At 74.4% G+C, this 19909-nt stretch carries 18 protein-coding genes; 7 read left to right on the forward strand and 11 right to left on the reverse strand.

Translation table 11 applies throughout. The features are described 5' to 3' along the window. Positions 1-323: 323 nt before the first annotated feature. A complete protein-coding gene (locus ACZ3J7_RS03395; RefSeq protein WP_465616328.1) occupies positions 324-956 on the reverse strand; it encodes an FMN-dependent NADH-azoreductase in 633 nt (210 codons plus the stop codon). 131 nt (positions 957-1087) lie between these two features. Here ACZ3J7_RS03395 and ACZ3J7_RS03400 point away from each other — a divergent pair, with 131 nt between their 5' ends. Next, complete coding sequence (locus ACZ3J7_RS03400; protein WP_465616330.1) at positions 1088-1729, forward strand: TetR/AcrR family transcriptional regulator; 642 nt, start codon at positions 1088-1090, stop codon at positions 1727-1729. Between the two features lie 57 nt (positions 1730-1786). Here the strand turns inward: ACZ3J7_RS03400 and ACZ3J7_RS03405 are convergent, their stop codons facing one another. From ACZ3J7_RS03405 to ACZ3J7_RS03415, 3 genes are all read right to left on the reverse strand, one after another. Continuing rightward, entirely contained in the window at positions 1787-2380 is a 594-nt protein-coding gene (locus ACZ3J7_RS03405) for a GNAT family N-acetyltransferase (RefSeq protein ID WP_465616332.1), read from the reverse strand. 96 nt (positions 2381-2476) lie between these two features. Beyond that, positions 2477-3154 carry a nitroreductase family protein gene (locus ACZ3J7_RS03410; RefSeq protein WP_465616334.1) on the reverse strand — a complete coding sequence of 226 codons (678 nt, stop codon included), beginning with the start codon at positions 3152-3154 and terminating at the stop codon, positions 2477-2479. A 147-nt stretch (positions 3155-3301) separates the two neighbouring features. Beyond that, complete coding sequence (locus ACZ3J7_RS03415) at positions 3302-4948, reverse strand: ABC-F family ATP-binding cassette domain-containing protein (RefSeq protein ID WP_465616336.1); 1647 nt, start codon at positions 4946-4948, stop codon at positions 3302-3304. Between the two features lie 409 nt (positions 4949-5357). On the opposite strand from ACZ3J7_RS03415, the gene ACZ3J7_RS03420 reads away from it, so the two are divergent. Both ACZ3J7_RS03420 and aroA read left to right on the forward strand, forming a co-directional pair. Next, positions 5358-6974 carry an ABC-F family ATP-binding cassette domain-containing protein gene (locus tag ACZ3J7_RS03420; protein ID WP_465616338.1) on the forward strand — a complete coding sequence of 539 codons (1617 nt, stop codon included), beginning with the start codon at positions 5358-5360 and terminating at the stop codon, positions 6972-6974. A 133-nt stretch (positions 6975-7107) separates the two neighbouring features. Further along, a complete protein-coding gene (gene aroA, locus ACZ3J7_RS03425) occupies positions 7108-8340 on the forward strand; it encodes a 3-phosphoshikimate 1-carboxyvinyltransferase (RefSeq protein ID WP_465616340.1) in 1233 nt (410 codons plus the stop codon). Between the two features lie 37 nt (positions 8341-8377). Here aroA and ACZ3J7_RS03430 read toward each other — a convergent pair whose 3' ends face one another. The 3 genes from ACZ3J7_RS03430 to ACZ3J7_RS03440 are packed head-to-tail and all read right to left on the reverse strand — an operon-like array spanning position 8378 to position 11535. Then, on the reverse strand, positions 8378-9229 hold the full coding sequence (locus ACZ3J7_RS03430) for a carbohydrate ABC transporter permease (protein WP_465616577.1): 852 nt from the start codon (positions 9227-9229) through the stop codon (positions 8378-8380). Beyond that, entirely contained in the window at positions 9229-10203 is a 975-nt protein-coding gene (locus ACZ3J7_RS03435; RefSeq protein ID WP_465616342.1) for a carbohydrate ABC transporter permease, read from the reverse strand. Before ACZ3J7_RS03435 ends, ACZ3J7_RS03430 begins: the two co-directional genes overlap by 1 nt. Before the next feature lie 33 nt (positions 10204-10236). After that, entirely contained in the window at positions 10237-11535 is a 1299-nt protein-coding gene (locus ACZ3J7_RS03440) for a sugar ABC transporter substrate-binding protein (RefSeq protein WP_465616579.1), read from the reverse strand. Between the two features lie 202 nt (positions 11536-11737). Between ACZ3J7_RS03440 and ACZ3J7_RS03445 the strand changes: the two genes are divergently transcribed. Continuing rightward, entirely contained in the window at positions 11738-12550 is an 813-nt protein-coding gene (locus ACZ3J7_RS03445) for an IclR family transcriptional regulator (protein WP_465616344.1), read from the forward strand. Positions 12551-12611: 61 nt separating this feature from the next. Here ACZ3J7_RS03445 and ACZ3J7_RS03450 read toward each other — a convergent pair whose 3' ends face one another. From ACZ3J7_RS03450 to ACZ3J7_RS03465, 4 genes are all read right to left on the reverse strand, one after another. Beyond that, positions 12612-13259, reverse strand: a complete 648-nt coding sequence (locus ACZ3J7_RS03450; RefSeq protein WP_465616581.1) for a Pr6Pr family membrane protein — start codon at positions 13257-13259, stop codon at positions 12612-12614. Between the two features lie 125 nt (positions 13260-13384). Further along, positions 13385-13648, reverse strand: coding sequence for a DUF1876 domain-containing protein (locus tag ACZ3J7_RS03455; protein ID WP_465616346.1), 264 nt, complete (start codon positions 13646-13648; stop codon positions 13385-13387). 101 nt (positions 13649-13749) lie between these two features. Next, the gene (locus ACZ3J7_RS03460) at positions 13750-15267 is read right to left on the reverse strand and encodes a flavin-containing monooxygenase (protein WP_465616347.1); all 1518 of its coding nucleotides are present in this window, start codon (positions 15265-15267) and stop codon (positions 13750-13752) included. Positions 15268-15430: 163 nt separating this feature from the next. Next, positions 15431-16138, reverse strand: coding sequence for a GNAT family N-acetyltransferase (locus tag ACZ3J7_RS03465; RefSeq protein WP_465616349.1), 708 nt, complete (start codon positions 16136-16138; stop codon positions 15431-15433). Positions 16139-16333: 195 nt separating this feature from the next. Between ACZ3J7_RS03465 and ACZ3J7_RS03470 the strand changes: the two genes are divergently transcribed. Genes ACZ3J7_RS03470 through ACZ3J7_RS03480 form a run of 3 tightly spaced genes read left to right on the forward strand, consistent with a single transcriptional unit; the run spans position 16334 to position 19872 of the window. Beyond that, entirely contained in the window at positions 16334-17461 is a 1128-nt protein-coding gene (locus ACZ3J7_RS03470; protein ID WP_465616351.1) for a CaiB/BaiF CoA transferase family protein, read from the forward strand. A gap of 21 nt (positions 17462-17482) precedes the next feature. Continuing rightward, the gene (locus ACZ3J7_RS03475) at positions 17483-18625 is read left to right on the forward strand and encodes an acyl-CoA dehydrogenase family protein (protein ID WP_465616353.1); all 1143 of its coding nucleotides are present in this window, start codon (positions 17483-17485) and stop codon (positions 18623-18625) included. A gap of 26 nt (positions 18626-18651) precedes the next feature. Then, positions 18652-19872, forward strand: coding sequence for an acetyl-CoA C-acetyltransferase (locus ACZ3J7_RS03480; RefSeq protein WP_465616355.1), 1221 nt, complete (start codon positions 18652-18654; stop codon positions 19870-19872). The last annotated feature ends 37 nt before the right edge of the window (positions 19873-19909 follow it).

Genomic DNA, 19909 nt, shown 5'->3' on the forward strand with positions numbered 1-19909 from the left:
CTGTTCACTTCGGGCTCCCTGCTCCCGGGCGACCACCACCGCGCGGGTGGTGCGTGGGAACCGGCCCGGTCGGCCGCGCCTACTGACCGTGGGGGAGCGCGACGGACCGGGCCGTGTGGGGGTTGGTTCCCAACACCCGTCCGGGAGACGGGTTCTGTATCACCGTGCGCGGAGCGGTCGAACCGTTCCGCGCACTCAAAATGCCCGGGTCGCCGAGGAGCGTCAAGCGTTCCCGGGGCACTTCAGCCGCGCTTAAGGCTCCCTTCGCCGACAGCACCGGTTCGGGGCCGAACCGGTGCCGCCGGGCGGGTGCGGGGCGGCGGTCAGGCGCGGACCAGGGTCTTGCCGGCCGCGGTGGCGGCCTCCAGGGCCCGGGTGTGGTACTCGGCGGCGAGGTCGCGCAGGCCCTCCATCGCCGGGTTGACGTTGGCCAGGGTCAGCTCGCGGCGGACGGTGGTCAGGTCGGCGCCCCAGACGTCGCGCAGGACGCGCTCCAGGTACGGGGTGGAGTGGTCCCAGCCCTCGCGCGGGGTGCCGGGGGCGAAACCGCCGCCGAGCGAGGTGGCCAGCACGACCGGCTTGTCCTTGAGCAGCTCGGCGGTCGGGCCGGCGCCCGCGATGACCAGGTCGACCCAGGTCTTGAAGTGCTGTGAGACGCCCCAGTTGTAGAGCGGCACGGCGATGATCGCGGCGTCGGCGGAGCGCAGCTCCTCGGCGAGCTCGGCGCCGAGCTCGGCGGCGGCCCGCTGCTCGGAGGTGCGCTGCTCCTCGGGGGTGAAGGCGGCCAGGGTGGCGTGCGTCCAGGCGTCGCCGGGCAGCGGGTCGGTGCCCAGGTTGCGGCGGGTGACGGTGCCCTCCGGGTGGGCGGCGGCCCACGCGGTCTCGGCGGCGCCGGCCAGCTCGGAGCTGGTCGAGGTGCCGGGGAAGATGCTGGCGTCCAGGCGGAACAGGTGCATGGCGGAACTCCTCGGGGCGGGCCCGGGCCGGGGCGCGGCGGGCATGGCGGAAGGGGCGGTGCGGGCCTGGCGGCGTCGCACTCGACATAAACGGACTTTACCCCGTTTCTGGCTCCGGGTAAATTGTGACCATGGACAGCCCCCCGGTCCCCCTGATCCCCTTCGGCCGGCCCCCCGCCGAACGGGCGGACGCCGCGCGCAACCGCGAAGCCCTGCTCTGCACCGCCCGCGCGATGATCGCGGAGGCCGGCGTCGACCAGGTCACCATGGACGGGCTCGCCGAACGGGCCGGACTCGGCAAGGGCACCGTCTTCCGCCGCTTCGGCACCCGGGCCGGGATCTTCCGCGCCCTGCTCGACGCCGAGGAGCACCGCTTCCAGCAGGACGTGCTCTCCGGTCCGCCGCCGCTCGGCCCCGGCGCCGACCCGGTCGACCGGCTGATCGCCTACGGCCGCGCCCGGACGTCCTTCCTGCTGGCCCGCCGCGACATCGCCCGGGCCGGCCTGGAGCGCAAGGGCTCCGTCCCGCCCCCGGTCGGCGCCGGTTTCTCCCGCCCGCACATCCGGATGCTGCTCGGCCAGGCCCGCCTCGGCCTCCCCGACCCGGACACCCTCGCCCTGCAGCTCACCAGCGCGCTCGACGGCCCCGCCCTGCTCTTCCTCGCCGTCGACCAGCTCCCCCCCGCACCGCCCGGACCCTGCGGCGCCGGCGAGCTCGACACCCGGCTCGGCGACAGCTGGCAGACGCTGGTCGAACGGCTCGCCCGGCGCTGACGGCACGGCAGAGGGGGCGGGCCCGCGGGCCCGCCCCCTCGCGCACGCACGCCTCTCTCAGGCGCCGGTCACCCAGATCATCTTGCGGCCGGTCTCGGCCGGGGCGGTCGGCTCCGCCGGCTCGATCCGGTCCAGCGCGTAGCCGAGCCTGCGCGGCACGGCGGCGCTCGCCGCGTTCGACTCGTCGCAGTGGATCTCGGCCCGGGTCACCCCCGGCAGGGCCAGCGCCGCGCCGGTCAGCGCGCGGGCGGCGGCGGTGGCCAGGCCGCGGCCGGTGTGCTCGCGGTCCACCCAGTAACCGATCTCCAGCGCGCCCGGGCCGATCCGGCCGTGCAGGCCGAAGCCGCCGATCACCGCCGCCGGGTCCGCGTCCAGGCCGAGCAGGTACATGAAGTCGGTGCCCTGGTCCCACACCTCCTCGCCGCGCACCGAGAGCTGCTCGCTCTCGGCCAGCGTCGGCACCGTGCGGGCCCAGGGCATCCACGGCCGCAGGTGGTCGAGGTTGGCGATCACCGCGGCGTTCAGCGCCGCGGCGTCCACCAGTCGGCGACGGCGCAGGTGCGCGCCGCCGCCGAGGGGCAGCAGCTCGGGCGGGCGGCCCGGGCTGATCGGGCGCACGGGGGTGTCAGGAGCGTCGGCGGAATGGCTCATGAGCGGAGTATGCGCCATGCACGAGTCCGCCGACCAGCGGGTATCCGGATCGCCACCCTTGCCGGCGGGCCGTTCGCCACCCCCGCGGGCCGGACGTCAGAGCCGGACCATCACCTCGTCCAGCGGCTTGCGGACCAGGTCCGGCACCCGGGCGTCCTCGGCGGGGTAGCCGACCGGGATGACGTACGCGGCGCGCTCCTCCGGCGGGCGGTCGCAGACCTCGTTCAGGAACCGCATCGGGCTGGGGGTGTGGGTCAGCGTGGCCAGCCCCGCCTGGTGCAGCGCGGACAGCAGGAAGCCGACCGCGATGCCCACCGACTCCTTGGTGTAGTACGGGCGCGGCGAGCTCGGGCCCTTGTGCACCTCGAACACCACGATCACCGCCGGCGCGTCCTCCAGGAACGGCTTGCGCCAGTCGGTGCCGATCGGGGCCAGCGCCGCCAGCCACTCCTCGGACGCCCGGTGGGAGTAGAACTCGCGCTCCTCCGCCTCCGCGGCCTCCCGCAGCCGCCGCTTGCGCTCCGGGTCGGTGATCACCACGAACCGCCACGGCTGCACGTGCGCGCCGCTCGGCGCGGTCGCCGCCGTCCGCACCGCCCACTCCAGCACCCCCTCGGGCAGCGGGCGGGTCGAGTAGTCGCGCACCGTGCGGCGCTGGTCCATCACGCGGTGGAACTCCCGGCAGCGGTCGGTCGCCTCGTGGGCGGGGACGTGCATCGGGAGCAGCGGCGTCGTCGGGTGCGACGGCGCCGGGGAGGGGTCGAGGTCAGCCATGCGCGCCAGCACAGCACACCGCCGCCCCCGGCGGAAGACGGCCGGAGGCGGTTGGCGATCATCGGCAAGTGCGGGCCGCGCGGGGCCGGCTCAGGCCCGGCACGGCCTCGCCCCGGGCCGGGGTCCGGCCCCGGACCGGGACCCGGCTCAGGCCTCGGTGACCCTGCCGTCCGCGACCACCAGGCGCCGGTTGACCTGCACCGCCTCCAGCATCCGCCGGTCGTGGGTGACCAGCAGCAGGGTGCCGGTGTACGAGGCCAGCGCCGACTCCAGCTGCTCGATCGCCGGCAGGTCCAGGTGGTTGGTCGGCTCGTCCAGCACCAGCAGGTTCACCCCGCGGGCCTGCAGCAGCGCCAGCGCCGCCCTGGTCCGCTCGCCCGGCGAGAGCGTCCCGGCCGGGCGCAGCACGTGCACCGCCTTCAGGCCGAACTTGGCCAGCAGGGTGCGGACGTCCTCCGGGTTCAGCTCCGGCACGGCCGCCGAGAACGCGGCCAGCAGCGGCTGCTCCGCGTCGCCGCCGAACAGGTGCCCGCGGGCCTGCTCCACCTCGCCGATCCGCACCCCCGAACCGAGCGCCGCCGAGCCCGAGTCCAGCTCCAGCCGGCCCAGCAGCGCGGCCAGCAGCGTCGACTTGCCCGCGCCGTTCGCGCCGGTGATCGCCACCCGGTCCGCCCAGTCGACCTGCAGGTCCACCGGGCCGAACGCGAACCCGCCGCGCTTGACCGCGGCCTGCCGCAGGGTGGCCACCACCGAGCCGGAGCGCGGCGCGGCGGCGATCTCCATCCGCAGCTCCCACTCCTTGCGCGGCTCCTCCACCACGTCCAGCCGCTCGATCATCCGCTGGGTCTGCCGGGCCTTCGCCGCCTGCTTCTCGGTCGACTCGGCGCGCTGCGCCCGGGCCTTCTTGTCGTTGTCGCCGCCCTTGCGGCGGGCGTTGCGGACGCCGTGCTCCATCCAGTTGCGCTGCATCTGGGCGCGGGCCTCCAGGCCCGCCTTGGTGTCCGCGAACTCCTCGTACTGCTCGCGGGCGTGCCGGCGGGAGATCGCCCGCTCCTCCAGGTACGCCTCGTAGCCGCCGCCGTACACGTTCACCTGCCCCTGGTGCAGGTCGAGTTCGAGGACCCGGGTCACGGTGCGGGCCAGGAACTCGCGGTCGTGGCTGATCAGCACGGTGCCCGCGCGCAGGCCCTTCACGAACGCCTCCAGGCGCTCCAGGCCGTCCAGGTCCAGGTCGTTGGTGGGCTCGTCCAGCAGGAACACGTCGTAGCGCGACAGCAGCAGCGAGGCCAGGCCCGCGCGGGCCGCCTGGCCGCCGGACAGCGCCGTCATCGGCAGGTCGAGGGAGACCTTCAGGCCCAGCGAGTCGGCGACCTCCTCGGCGCGCTCCTCCAGGTCCGCGCCGCCCAGCTCCAGCCAGCGGTCCAGGCTCTCCGCGTACGCGTCGTCCGCGCCCGGGCGGCCCTCCACCAGGCCCTCGGTGGCCTCGTCCAGGGCGGCCTGGGCGGCCGCCACGCCGGTGCGGCGGGCCAGGAAGTCGCGCACCGACTCGCCCTCCCGGCGCTCCGGCTCCTGCGGCAGGTGGCCGACGTTCGCGGTCGGCGGGCTGAGCTTGAGGCTGCCGCCCTCCGGGGCGTCCAGCCCGGCGAGCAGGCGCAGCAGGGTGGACTTGCCCGCGCCGTTCACCCCGACCAGGCCGATCACGTCCCCGGGGGCGACGACCAGGTCCAGCCCGGAGAACAGCGTGCGCTCGCCGTGGCCGGCGGCGAGGTCCTTGACGACGAGAGTGGCAGTCATGATGCCCCCGATTCTAGGCGGCGGCGCGCGGCCCTCCGGACGGGCCGGGGCGGGCGGACCGGACGGACGTGCGGGCGGGCGGGCGGACCGGACGGCCGGGCGGGCCCGGCGGTCGGGACTTAATTCCGTTGCGGGGCGCGCGGCGGGTTCCGTACCCTCGGAGGCATCGCGTCCCCGCACGTCTGGAGAAGGCCGTTGCTCGTCTGAGGTCATGAGACACCGCTCCACGCCACACCCGTGTCCTTCCCGGGTCGGTCGGCGTGCGGACGCGAGTGCGACCTCGGCCGGGCGGCGATCCACGGCTCCCGTGCGGGTTCTCCGTTCCCCCGCGACGGCCCTCCTCGCTCCCGCGTCCCCGGTGTCTCCCGTGGTGCTCCCCATCCCCGCGCGGCAACCCCAGGAGGCCTCCATGGCGCAACCCACCACCTCGATCCTCTGCACCGACCTCGGCTTCGAGTGGCCCGACGGCCGCCCCGTGCTGAGCGGTTTCCACCTCGCCGTCGGCCCCGGCCGCACCGGCCTGGTCGGCCTCAACGGCGCGGGCAAGTCCACGCTGCTGCGGCTGATCGCCGGCGAGCTCACCCCCACCACCGGCACCGTCCGGGTCGCGGGCGAGCTCGCCTACCTGCCGCAGGACCTGGCGGTCGCCGCCGACCGGCGGGTGGACGAGACGCTCGGCATCCGCGCCCAGCGCGAGGCCCTGCACGCCATCGAGTCCGGAGACGCGGACGAGCGTCACTTCACCGCGATCGGCGACGACTGGGACGTCGAGGAGCGCGCCCGCGCCACCCTCGACCGCCTCGGCCTCGGCCGGCTCGACCTGGACCGCACCACCGGCGAACTCTCCGGCGGCCAGGCCGTCCTGCTGAACCTCGCCGCCCTGCTGCTGCGCCGCCCCGACGTGCTGCTGCTCGACGAGCCCACCAACAACCTGGACTCCCGGGCCCGGGCCCGGCTGTACGACGCGGTGGCCGGCTTCCCCGGCGTGCTGCTGCTGGTCAGCCACGACCGCGAACTGCTGGAGCGGGTCGACCAGATCGCCGACCTGCGGGACGGCGAGGTCACCTGGTACGGCGGCAACTTCAGCGCCTACCAGGAGGCCGTGGAGAGCGCCCAGGAGACCGCCGAACGCCTCGTCCGCAACGCCGAGGCCGACGTCAAGCGCCAGAAGCGCGACCTGGTCGAGGCCGGTCAGCGGCTCGCCAAGTCCGCCGCCTACGGCAAGCAGCGCTCGGTGCGCCGCAACGACCCCAAGGCGCTGGCCGACAAGCTCCAGGGCAAGGGCGAGGAGACCGCCGGCCGCCTGCGCGGCATGCACACCGAACGGCTCAACGAGGCCAAGGAGCGCCTGGCCACCGCCGAGGAGGCCGTCCGCGACGACGCCGAGATCCGGATCGACCTGCCCCGCACCGCCGTCCCCGCCGGGCGCACCGTCCTCACCATGGACGGCGTCCGCCTGGCCCACGGCGGCCGCGGCCGGATCGACCTGGAGCTGCGCGGCCCCGAGCGGATCGCCCTGGTCGGCCGCAACGGCTCCGGCAAGACCACGCTGCTGCGCACCATCGCCGGCGAACTCGCCCCCGCCGAGGGCATGGTCGCCACCCCCGTCCAACTCCGCCACCTCCCCCAGCGGTTGGACGTGCTGGACGACGGGCGGAGCGTCTTCCAGAACGTCAGGGCGCACGCCCCGGCCGCCACCGACAACGAGGTCCGGGCCCGGCTGGCCCGCTTCCTGTTCCGCGGCGCCCGGGCCGACCAGCCGGCCGGCACCCTCTCCGGCGGCGAGCGCTTCCGGGCCACCCTGGCCGCCCTGCTGCTGGCCGACCCGCCGCCGCAGCTCCTGCTGCTCGACGAGCCGACCAACAACCTGGACCTGGCCAGCGTCCGCCAGCTCACCCAGGCCCTGGCCGGCTACCGGGGCACCCTGGTCGTCGCCAGCCACGACCGCCCCTTCCTCCGGGAGATCGGCATCACCCGCTGGCTGGAGTGGGACGGGGACGGACTGACCCCGGTCGATCCGCGCTGACCCCGCCCCGGGAGGGTCGACCGTCCCGCCCCGGTGTCCGTACCGTGGGACGGCCGGCCCTCCCGGGCCGCCGGAAGGGCAGGATCATGGGCAGCCCCGGTCCTGTTGTCGTTGCTCCCATGGAGGGTGCGCCGTGTCGCTGGTCGAGATCCCCGGTTCGAAGTCGGTCACGGCGCGCGCGCTGTTCCTGGCCGCCGCGGCGGACGGGGTGACCACCCTGGTGCGGCCGCTGGTGTCGGACGACACCGAGGGCTTCGCCGAGGGCCTGCGCACCCTCGGCTACCAGGTGGAGCGCGCGGAGCGGGAGTGGCGGATCACCGGCCGCCCGCAGGGCCCCGGCGTCGACGGCGCCTCGGTGTTCTGCCGGGACGGCGCGACCACCGCGCGCTTCCTGCCCGCGCTGGCCGCCGCCGGCCGCGGCACCTTCCACTTCGACGCGTCCGAGCAGATGCGCCGCCGCCCGCTCGGCCCGCTCACCGCCGCGCTGCGCGACCTCGGCGTCCGGGTGGAGCACCACGGCGCCGAGGGCCACCACCCGCTGAGCATCGAGGCGGCCGGCGTCGAGGGCGGCGAGGTCACGCTCGACGCCGGGCTGTCCTCGCAGTACCTGACGGCCCTGCTGCTGCTCGGCCCGCTCACCCGCACCGGCCTGCGGATCCGCGTCACCGACCTGGTCTCCGCGCCGTACGTCGAGATCACCCTGGCGATGATGCGCAGCTTCGGCGTCGAGGTCGCCCGCGAGGGGAACGTGTTCGACGTCCCGGCCGGCGGCTACACCGCCGCCCGGTACCCGGTCGAGCCGGACGCCTCCACCGCCTCGTACTTCTTCGCCGCCGCCGCGCTGACCGGCCGCGAGGTGACCGTCCCCGGCCTCGGGCGCGGCGCGCTCCAGGGCGACCTGAAGTTCGTCGAGGTGCTGGAGCGGCTCGGCGCGAAGGTCGAGATCGGCGCCGACGCCACCACCGTCACCGGCGGCACCCTCACCGGCGGCACCGTCAACATGCGCGACATCTCCGACACCATGCCGACGCTCGCCGCGATCGCCCCGTTCGCCTCCGGCCCGATCCGGATCGAGGACGTCTACAACACCCGGGTCAAGGAGTGCGACCGCCTCGACGCCTGCGCGGACAACCTGCGCCGCCAGGGCGTCGACGTGGCCACCGGCCGGGACTGGATCGAGATCCGCCCCGGCACCCCGGAGCCGGTCGAGATCGAGACCCACGGCGACCACCGGATCGTCATGTCCTTCGCGGTGGCCGGCCTGCGCACCCCGGGCACCACCTACGACGACCCGGGCTGCGTCCGCAAGACCTTCCCCGGCTTCCACGACGCGTTCGCCGCCTGGGCGGCCCAGCCGGAGAGCTGAGCCGCCCGGGCGGCGGGGAGGGGGCGCGCGGCGGGGGTCAGTCCTTCACCGCGCCGCCCAGGCCCGACACCATGTGCCGCTGCACCAGCACGAAGAAGACCAGCACCGGCACCGTCATCAGGGTCGAGGCGGCCATGATGCCGCCCCAGTCGTTCTCGTCCGGCTTGAAGAACACCATCAGCGCGGCCGGCAGCGTCTGGTGGTCGGTGTCCAGGATCAGCGTCTTCGCGAACACGAAGTCGTTCCACGCCGTGATGAAGGAGAACACGCTGGTCGCCGCCAGGCCCGGGGCGACCAGCGGGAACAGGATCCGCCACAGGATGGTGAACCGGCTCGCCCCGTCGATCCGGGCCGCCTCCTCCAGCGACTCCGGCACCGCCGCGACGAACCCGCGCAGCATCCACACCGCGAACGGCAGCGAGAACGCCAGGTTCACCAGCATCAGCGAGCCCAGCGAGGACAGCCCGAACCCCGGAGCCACCGACCCGATGTCCCGCACCAGGAAGAACAGCGGGATGGTCAGCGCCTCCACCGGCACCATCTGCGCCACCAGGAACATGATCAGGACGGTGGTCCTGAACCTGAACCTGAACCGGGACAGCGCCACCGCCGCCAGGAACGCGACCGCGGCCGACACCACGACCACGACCACCGCCACCGCGAGGCTGTTCAGGAAGTACCGCCCGAACCCGGACACCCCGAGCGCGTTGCGGAAGTTCTCCAGCGTCGGCGCGAACGTCCACGGCCGCGGGTGCGCCGAGGTGATCTCGCCCTTCGGCTTCAACGCCGACAGCACCATCCAGTACAGCGGGAACACCGTCAGCAGGGCCAGCACCACGGCGACCGCGTTGGCCCCCTGCCGCAGCACCCGGTTGTCGCGCTTGCTGATCACAGTTCCTCCCCGGAGCGGCGCAGGCTGCGGACGTAGACGGCGGTGACGGCCAGCAGGATCAGCGTCATCAGGACGCCGATCGCCGCGCCGAGGCTGTAGTTCTCGGCGACGAAGGCCTTCTGGTAGGCGTAGACGTTGAGGACCAGGTTCTGGCCGGCGATGCCGCCGCCGCCGGTCATCACGTAGATCTGGGTGAAGACCTTGAAGTCCCAGATGACCGACTGGATGACCACGATCACCAGCAGCGGGCGCAGCATCGGCAGCATGATCTTCCGGAAGACCGTGACCGTGCCCGCGCCGTCCAGCCGGGCGGCCTCGACGACGGAGTCCGGGATGGCCTGGATGCCCGCGTAGAGGGTGATCATCACGAACGGGAAGCTGTGCCAGACCACGACCACGGCGACCATCGCGAACGCCGACCACTTGTCGTACATCCAGTTGTGGCCCTGGGTGCCGAGCACCTCGTTGACCAGGCCGGTGTTGGTGTCCAGCAGGAACATCCACACCGTGGAGCCGGTCATCGCCGGCGCCGCCCAGGCGCCCAGCGCGCCGAACATCAGCATCAGCCGCGGCCACCTGCCGATCCGGGTCAGCAGCACCGCGCAGGTCGCGCCGACCGCCAGGGTGGTCAGCACGCAGAACGCGGCGAACGCCAGGGTCTGGCCGAGCACCGACCAGAACTGCGCGTCGCCCAGGACGTCGGAGTAGTTCGACAGTCCGACGAACTCGGTCGGCACCCCGCCGGAGGCCTGCGGCTGCCCGAACTTGAGCACCGACAGCAGGCCCAGCTGGTACAGCGGGTAGCCGAACAGCGGGATCAGCACCAGGGCGGCCGGCAGCAGCAGCCACAGCGGGACGGGGATCCGGGCCAGCGGCCCGGGGCGGCGGCGGGCCCCGGCGGGGGCGCCGCCCGCCGGGCGGACGGGGGAGTCCCCCTGGTCCGCCCGGGCGGTGACGGTCGTGGCAGGCATCGACAACTTCCGGTTCCTCCTACGGGGCCGTGACTACTTGCCGCTGAACGAGGCGTTCATCGCGGCCGCGGCCTCCTTGGTGGCACCGGCCACGTCGGACTTGCCGGTGATGACCTTCTGCAGCATCGTCGGCACCACGCTCTGGGCGTCGATCTTCGCCCAGGCGGCGTCCTTCGGGACGAACTTGGTGCCCGCCGCGATGGTGTCCGTGAACGGCTTCAGCCACGGCTGCTTCTGCACCACCTCGGCCCGCGCCGAGGACAGCGTCGGCAGGTTGCCCATCGCGTCGAACAGCGCCAGCTGGTTCTTCTTGGACGCCAGCTCCTTGATGAAGTCGGCGGCCAGGCCGCGGTGCTGGGTCGACTTCATCACGCCCAGGTCGTTGCCGCCGGAGAACGCCGGGGCGATCTTCCCGGCCGAGGTGCCCGGCAGCGGCACGATCGCGTACTTGCCCTTCGCCGCGCCCGCCTCCACCGCGCTGCGCGAGGAGTTCGGCAGGATCGCCATGCCGGCCTTGCCCGCCGCGAACGCCTCGACGGTCTTGCCGCCGGTCAGGTCGGCGCACTGCTGCGCCGGGCAGATCGCGTCCGTGAACAGGTCGGTGTACTGCTTCACGCCCGCCTGCGACGGCGCCGAGTCGATCGCCGAGGCGTAGCCCGAGCCGCCCTTCGCGGCCAGGTCGCCGCCGTTGGCCCAGACGAACGGCAGCGCGCCGAAGGTGTACTTGCCGCCGACCGCGATGCCCAGCAGGTCGCCGTGCGCGGCCCGGACCTTCTCCGCCGCCGACTTCAGCTCGTCGTACGTGGTCGGCGCCTGCAGGCCCAGCTCGGTGAACACGTCGGTGCGGTAGTAGAGCGCGCGCACGCCCAGCCACCAGGGCAGGCCGTACGTCTTGCCGTCGACCACCGCGGTGTCCTTCAGGTCCTGCGGCAGGTCCTTGCCTTCCTCCCAGTTCGCCAGGTCGGAGGTGATGTCGGCGAGGCCGCCCGAGGCGGTGTAGCCGAACAGGTCGGTGTTGCCGAACTCCACCACGTCCGGCGCCGAGGACGGGTCGTTGAACGCGCCCTTCATCTTCTCGGCGCGCGGACCCGCGTCGGTCGGGATGTACGACACCTCGACCTCGACGCCCGCGTGCTTCGCCTTGAAGTCGGCGACGGCCTGCGCCACCACCTGCTCCTTCGGCGCCCGGTTCGCCTCGTCGTACAGCCACACCTTCACGGTGCCGGTCTGCTTGTCCGCGGACGTCGTGGTCTTCGCGGTACCCGGCGCGCAGGCCGTGGCCACGGTGCCGGCCAGCACGGCAAGGGCGGCACCACGGGCCAGCTTCTTCATGCTCAACGTCATCTCCTCGCCGCAGCGGGACGCACCTGCGCACCCCGGGACGAACCGGGACATGCAGTGGGGGATCGGTGTGAGCGGGACGTTAGAAACTCGCCGGGCACGGCGACAAGAGCAGACCGCGAAAGTTCTGCACTGCAAAACGATGTGCTGCGGAACTGGCACCGCGCCCGGCCGCGCCGTACCGTCACACCCCATGACCAGCACCGCCGCCGAGAGCCGACCCGCCGAGGGCCGGCCGGAACGCAACCAGTCCGCGTCGCTGCGCCGCGCCCTCGCGGTGCTCGACCACGTCCGGGACCACGCGGCGGCCGGCACCGACCTCAGCCTCACCGCGCTCGCCGACGGCCTGGGGATGTCCAAGTCCACCGTGCTGCGGCTCGCCGCCCCGCTGGTCGACGCCCAACTCCTCGCCCGCGACCGCGACACCGGCCACTTCCGGCTCGGCCCCGGCGCCCTCCGGCTCGGCCAGGCCTACCTCGCCACCCTCGACCTGCGCACCGCCGCCTCCGAGGAGGCCCACCAGCTGATGCGCGAGGTCGGCGGCACCGTCCACCTGTGCGTCCCCGACGCCCCGTACGTCGTCTACGTCGACAAGGTCGAGAACGAGACCGCCGTCCGGATGGCCTCCCGGATCGGCAGCCGCGCCCCCATGTACTGCACCGCCGTCGGCAAGGCGATGCTCGCCTGGCTCCCCGAGGAGGCCTTCGCCACCGTCGTCGCCGACGGCCTCCCCGCCATCACCACCCGCACCCTCACCTCCGCCGCCGCCCTGCGGGCCGACCTCACCCGGATCCGCACCCGCGGCTACGCCGTCGACGACAGGGAGAACGAACCCGAGGTCCGCTGCATCGCCGCCCCCGTCTTCGACCACAACAACACCGTCATCGGCGCCATCTCCACCTCCGCCCTCACCTCCCGCATCACCGCCGCCCGCGCCCGCGAACTCGGTCCCGTCGTCGCCGCCACCGCCGCCCGCGTCTCCCGCACCATGGGCTCCACCCGCTGACGACGACGCCCCGTCCACCGGCGGGCGGACGGGGCGACGCGGCGACGGGGGCGGCGGACCCTCAGGCGGTCTCCGGCGCGGGCGCGCGGCGGAGCCGGGTGCCGAGGCGGTCGAGGCCGATGACCAAGGCGCCGAGGACGGCGAACTCGACGACGAGTTGGAGCATCTGGAGGCCGACCCAGCCGTAGCCCTTCTCGGTGGGGTCGAGGAAGAAGTACGGGTAGCGGACCGGGAAGTCCGGGAAGAGGACGGCGCGGGCCTCGGTCAGGACCGCGTAGCCGAGGGGGTAGGAGAGCCAGAGCGGCAGGTCGCGCCAGCGGGAGGCGTTGCGCGGGGAGAACACCAGCCACTCCGCCAGCACCAGCAGCGGGGTGGTGTAGTGCAGGAAGAAGCTCGACCAGTGCTGCAGGCGGTCGGGGCCGGAGAACAGGCCGGGCAGCGGGTTCTCGCCGTGGTTGAGCAGCACGTGCGCGACGATGCCGGTGATGGTGATGTACAGGACGGCGGCGCCGCGCAGCCGGGGCGCGGGGGCGTCGGCGGTGTCGCGCCGGGCCATCCAGTAGACGGCGGCCAGGAAGTAGCCGAGCACGATCACGTTGCTCTGGATGGTGAAGTACACCAGCGAGCTGTTGCTGAGGAAGATCCCCAGGAACGCGGACAGGACGATGGCGCTGCGCCACCAGGTGGCGGGACGGGCCCAGACGGTCATGCGGTTCACCGGACGTTCGTTTCGACGGTGCCCCCCGTGGGCACGACGGATCGCCGCACTCTACCCGCCGGTTCGACGGTCGGAAAAGATCACCGGCCGGACCGGTGCGGACCGGGCCGCACGCCTCAGAAGGAGAGCTGCGCCGGGGTGTGGGTGTGGCTCTCCACGCCCCGCGCGGCGTGGCCGATCAGCTGCCGGGCCAGGTCGTCGCAGGCCCGGGCGGCGGCGAGTTCCTCGCCGACGGTGCTGTCGGCCTCGTCGGCGGGGTTGCGGCGGGCGGTGCCGGTGCCGCGGGCGCCCGGGGCGCTGAAGCCGCTCAGCGCGGCGGTGCAGGTGGTGCGGGAGTCGTCCTCGTCGAAGGTCAGGTCGACGACCCAGTGGTTCTGCATGGCGGTTCACCTTCCGGCCGCGCGCCGGCGCCCGGGCGGCCGGCGCGCCTCGCTCCCCTCCAGCGTCCGCCCGTGCCCGTCCGGGCGTCAACCGGCCGCCGTCAGCGGGAGAACCGCAGTTCGGGCCCGTCGACCGGGCCGGTGCCGAGCAGCCGGAGGTCCTCGCGGTGGCCGGCCGGGGTGCGCCAGGGTGCGCGGTCGCCCTGGCGGGGGAGCAGGTGGGCGGCCCGGCGCAGGTAGCCGGCGGTGAGGTCGAGCAGCGGGCGGACGGGCATCGCGGGGTCGGCGAGTTCGGGGCGGCAGCTCCGGTGGCCGTGCCGGTCCATGTGCGCCAGCAGCCGGCCGAAGTGGGCGCACAGCAGGTCGACCTTGAGCGTCCAGGAGGAGTTGGTGTAGCCCAGCGCGTACACGAAGTTGGGTACGCCGGAGAGCATCACGCCCTTGTAGGCGACCGTCTCGGCGGGCCGCACCGCCCGCCCGTCGACGGTCAGTTCCAGGCCGCCGAAGGCCCGCACGTCCAGGCCGGTGGCGGTGACGACGAGGTCCGCGGCGATCTCCCGGCCGGAGGCGAGCCGGACGCCGGTCCCGGTGAAGCGCTCGATCCGGTCGGTGACCACGGACGCCCGGCCGTCCCGGATCGCCGTGAACAGCTCGCCGTCGGGGGTCGCGCACAGCCGCTGGTCCCACGGGTCGTACGGCGGGCGGAAGTGCTCGTCGACCGGGTAGCCGGGCGGCAGGCGGCGGGCGCTGGCCCGGCGGATGATCCGGCGGGCGGCCGCCGGGTGGCGCCGGCAGAACGCCCAGGCGGCGCGCTGCCGCAGCAGGTTGCGGCGCCGGGCCAGCGCGTGGCCGAGGCGCTCGCCGAACAGCCGTTTCAGCGCGACGGCGACCGCGTCCCGGCGCGGCACCGGCATCACGTACGTCGGGGTGCGCTGCAGCATCGTCACGTGCCCGGCGGTGGCGGCCAGCGCGGGGACGAGCGTCACCGCGGTCGCGCCGCTGCCGACCACCAGGACGCGCCGGCCCGCGTGGTCCAGGTCGGCCGGCCAGTGCTGCGGGTGGACGACCGGCCCGGCGAAGCGCTCCAGGCCGGGGAGCGGCGGGGTGTGGCCGCGGTCGTAGCGGAAGTACCCGGCCGCGCAGAACAGCCAGCCGCAGGTCAGCGTGGTGCGTCCGCCGGTGTCGGTGTGCTCCACCTCGACCGTCCAGCGGGCCGCCGCGCTCGACCAGGACGCGCCCACCACCCGCCGCCGGTAGCGGATGTGCCGCTCCAGGCCGTGCTCGCGGACGGTCTCCCGCAGGTAGGCCAGGATCTGCGCGCCGTCGGCGATCGACTCCTCGCGGCGCCACGGCTTGAAGGCGTACCCGAAGGTGTACAGGTCGGAGTCGGAGCGGACGCCCGGGTAGCGGAACAGGTCCCACGTGCCGCCGCAGTCCTCCCGCGCCTCCAGGATCGCGAAGCTCCGCCGGGGGTGTCCGACCGCGAGGTGCCGGCCCGCCCCGATCCCGGAGATCCCGGCCCCGACCACCAGCACGTCCAGGTGCTCGACGGCGCGGCCGGCCCGCGTCCCCTCGGCGGCGGCGGTGGCGGGCGCGGGCGCGGGACGGGCGGCGGACACGGGGCGGCTCCCTGCGGGACGGCGGTCGGGGCACTCCCATGATCGCCAACGGGACCGGCCGCCGCCCAGGTCGGAAGGGCACAACACCCGGCCCGGCGGGATGTCGCCCTCGGCCAGCCGCGCGGGCGGCCGACCGGACCGGGGGGTGCGGGAGCCGACCGGGTCAGGGGGTGCGGAAGCCGCGGAAGACCACGTCGGCCCGGCGGACGAAGCCCAGCCGCTCGTACAGCGCGAGCGCGCCCGCGTTGGCGGCGGCGACGTGCAGGAAGGGGTGCTCGCCGCGGGCGGCGATCCGGGTGGCGAGCTCGCCGACCAGGTGGGCGGCCAGGCCGCGGCCCCGGGCCTCGGGGGCGGTGCAGACGGCCGACACCTCGGTGAAGCCGGGCGGGCGCAGCCGCTCGCCGGCCATCGCGAGCAGGGTGCCGGCGTGGTCGCGGACGCCCAGGTAGGTGCCGAGTTCGCGGGTGCGCGGCCGGAACGGGCCGGGGCGGGTGCGCTCCACCAGCGCCAGCATCTCGGGCACGTCGGCGGCCCCCAGCTCGACCACCCGCAGCTCCGCGGGCGCGGCCGGACGGACCTCCCGGACCCGGACCAACTGGTGCCCGTCCAGGACGAACTCCGGCTCCCAGTCGGCGGGCGGCCGGGCCGGGCTGCTGAACAGGTCGGCGAACTCGCCCGCGCCCAGCAGTTCGGCCAGGTCGTCCCAGGCCCCGGGGGCGGGCCGGAGCCCGACGCTGCTGAAGCTCGCCACCTCCGGGTCGTACCGCACCGCCCGTCCGTGCCGCCGCGCCAGGTGCGCGTGCGGCCCGGCCAGCGAGGCGCCCACGGGGTCGTCGAGGACGGCGGTGTCGAGGTCGTCGAGGTCGCGCATGCTTCGTGCCCTCCCGGTCGGATCGGTCCGTCCCATGATCGCGCATCCGCCGGGCCGGGAACCCCGCCGCCCGCGTCGCCCGCGCCGTCCGGCACCGCTCGCGCGGGCCCGGTCCGGACTCTTGTTACCGGCGAGTCACGTCCCTATCATCGCCACTGTGACAGCATCACTGTCAAACCCGGGAGGCGGTCGCCGATGACCCCCACGCCAACTTCTGCCGGCCCCCTCACCGGGGTGCGGGTGCTGGAACTCGCCGGCATCGGGCCCGGGCCGTTCGCCGCCATGCTCCTCGCCGACCTCGGCGCGGACGTGGTGCGGGTCGACCGGCCCGGCGGGCAGGGGCTCGGGCCGGACCCGGCCCGGGACCTGACCAACCGCAACAAGCGCTCCGTCCTGGTGGACCTGAAGACGGACGCGGGCGCCGCCGCCGTCCGCGACCTGGCCGCCCGGGCCGACCTGCTGATCGAGGGCTGGCGCCCGGGCGTCGCCGAACGGCTCGGCGTCGGCCCGGCGGACTGCCTGGCCCGCAACCCCGCCCTGGTGTACGGCCGGATGACCGGCTGGGGACAGGACGGGCCGCTCGCCCGCCGGGCCGGCCACGACGTCACCTACCTGGCGACCTCCGGCCTGCTCGGCCTGATCGGCCCGGCCGACGGGCCGCCGGCGATCCCCGCCAACCTGCTCGGCGACTACGCGGGCGGCTCGCTCTACCTGGCCGTCGGCCTGCTCGCCGCCCTGCACCACGCCCGCGCCACCGGCACCGGCCAGGTGGTCGACGCGGCGATCGTGGACGGCGCCGCGCACCTGTCCACCATGCTCTGGGGCCTGATGGACGCCGGGCTCTGGCAGGACCGCCGGGGCGTCAACCTGCTGGACGGCGGCGCCCCCTGGTACGGCACCTACCAGGCCGCGGACGGCGGCTGGCTGGCCGTCGGCCCGCTGGAACCGCACTTCTACGCCGAGTTCGCCCGCCTGCTGGAACTCGGCCCGGACGCCCCCGACCAGTACGACCTGCCGCGCTGGCCCGAGCTGCGCGCCGCGATCGCCGCCCGCTTCGCCACCCGCACCCGGGCCGAGTGGACCGAGCTGTTCGCCGACCACGACGCCTGCGTGGCACCGGTGCTGGCGCTCCGCGAGGCCGCCGCCCACCCGCACCTGGCCGCCCGCGGCAGCTACACCGAGCACGCCGGCACTCCGCAACCCGCCCCCGCCCCGCGCTTCTCCGCCACCCCCGGCACGCTGCGCACCCCGCCCGCCACTCCCGGCGCGCATACCGCGGAGGTGGCCCGCGACTGGGCCGTCCCCGCCCTGAACGCCCCCTGACCCGAGAGGAAGGACCGGCCCGTGCAGCGCGAGCTCTACACCGAGGAGCACGAGGACTTCCGCACCACCGTCCGGGCCTTCCTGGCCCGGGAGGTCACCCCGCACCACGCCCGCTGGGAGCGGCAGGGCATCGTCGACCGCTCCGCCTGGCTGGCTGCCGGGAAGGCCGGGCTGCTCGGCCTGGCCGTGGACGAGCGCCACGGCGGCGGGGGCAGCCCCGACTTCCGGTTCGCCGCCGTGCTGGCCGAGGAGTTCGTCCGGGCCGGGGCCAGCGGCCTGGCCGTCGGCCTGCACAACGACATCGTCGGCCCGTACCTGACCGGCCTGGCCACCGAGGAGCAGCGGGAGCGCTGGCTGCCCGGCTTCTGCTCCGGCGAGCTGGTCACCGCGATCGCGATGACCGAGCCCGACACCGGCTCCGACCTGCAGGCGATCCGCACCACGGCGGTCGACGCGGGCGACCACTACCTGCTGAACGGCGCCAAGACCTTCATCTCCAACGGCATCCTGGCCGACCTGGTCGTGGTGGTGGCGAAGACCACCGCCGGGGGCGGCGCGCACGGCCTGAGCCTGCTGGTGGTCGAGCGCGGCACGCCGGGCTTCGAGCGCGGCCGCAACCTCGACAAGATCGGCCAGAAGGCCCAGGACACCGCCGAGCTGTTCTTCCGCGACGCGCGCGTCCCGAAGGCCAACCTGCTCGGCGAGGAGCACCAGGGCTTCCTGTACCTGATGCGCAACCTCGCCCAGGAGCGGCTGACCATCGCGGTCGCCGCGATCGCCGCCGCCGAGGCCGTGCTGGAGGAGACCGTCGCGTACGTCAAGCGGCGCACCGCGTTCGGCCGGCCGCTGGCCAAGCTGCAGCACGTCCGGTTCGAGATCGCCGAACTCGCCACCGAGTGCGCCGTCACCCGGGCCTTCGTGGACCGCTGCGTGAGCGAGCACAACCGGTACGCGCTCACCCCGGTGGACGCCTCGATGGCCAAGTGGTGGGCCACCGAACTGCAGAAGCGCGCCGCCGACCGCTGCCTGCAACTGCACGGCGGATCCGGCTACATGAGTGACAGCGCGGTCGCCCGGGCGTTCACCGACGGGCGCGTCCAGACCATCTACGGCGGCACCACCGAGATCATGAAAGAGATCGTCGGCCGCTCCCTGCTCTCCTGAAAACCGTCTGAGAGGCTGTTCCCACCGTGACCACCGAAGCGTACGTCTACGACGCGATCCGCACCCCGCGCGGACGCGGCAAGCAGACCGGCTCCCTGCACGGCACCAAGCCGATCGACCTGGTGGTCGGCCTGATCCACGAACTGCGCCGCCGGTTCCCGACCCTGGACCCGGCCGCGATCGACGACGTCGTGCTCGGCGTGGTCAGCCCGATCGGCGACCAGGGCTCCGACATCGCCCGGGTCGCGGCGATCGCCGCCGGACTGCCCGACACGGTGGCCGGCGTGCAGGAGAACCGCTTCTGCGCGTCCGGTCTGGAAGCCGTCAACCTGGCGGCGGCGAAGGTCCGTTCGGGCTGGGAGGAGCTGATCCTGGCGGGCGGCGTCGAGTCGATGTCCCGGGTCCGGATGGGTTCCGACGGCGGCGCCTGGTTCGCCGACCCGATGACCGCGTACGAGACCGGCTTCGTCCCGCAGGGCATCGGCGCCGACCTGATCGCCACCATCGAGGGCCTGACCCGCACCGACGTGGACGCGTTCGCCGCCGAGTCGCAGGCCCGCGCGGCGAAGGCGCAGGCGGACGGCCTGTTCGACCGCTCGGTGGTGCCGGTGCGCGACCGCAACGGGCTGGTGGTGCTGGGCCGCGACGAGTTCATCCGCCCCGGCACCACCGTCGAGTCGCTGGCCGGCCTGAAGCCGTCCTTCGCCGACATCGGCGACCTCGGCGGCTTCGACGCCGTCGCGCTGCAGAAGTACCACTGGGTGGAGTCCATCGACCACGTCCACCACGCGGGCAACTCCTCCGGCATCGTGGACGGCGCCGCGCTGGTCGCGATCGGCTCGCGCGCGATCGGCGAACGCTACGGCCTCACCCCGCGGGCCCGGATCGTCTCCGCCGCGGTCTCCGGCTCCGAGCCCACCATCATGCTCACCGGCCCCGCTCCCGCCACCCGCAAGGCGCTCGCCAAGGCCGGACTCGACGCCGCCGACATCGACCTGGTCGAGATCAACGAGGCGTTCGCCGCCGTCGCGCTGCGCTTCATGCGCGAACTCGGCTTCCGGCCCGACCAGGTCAACGTCAACGGCGGCGCGATCGCGCTCGGCCACCCGCTCGGCGCGACCGGCGCGATGCTGATCGGCACCCTGGTCGACGAGCTGGAACGCCGCGACCTGCGCTACGGCCTGGCCACCCTGTGCGTCGGCGGCGGCATGGGCATCGCCACCGTCATCGAGCGCGTCACCGCCTGACCAACCGTCACCTCACGCACTCACCCAAGGACTTCGA

The organism is Kitasatospora sp. NPDC015121 (assembly GCF_055562955.1).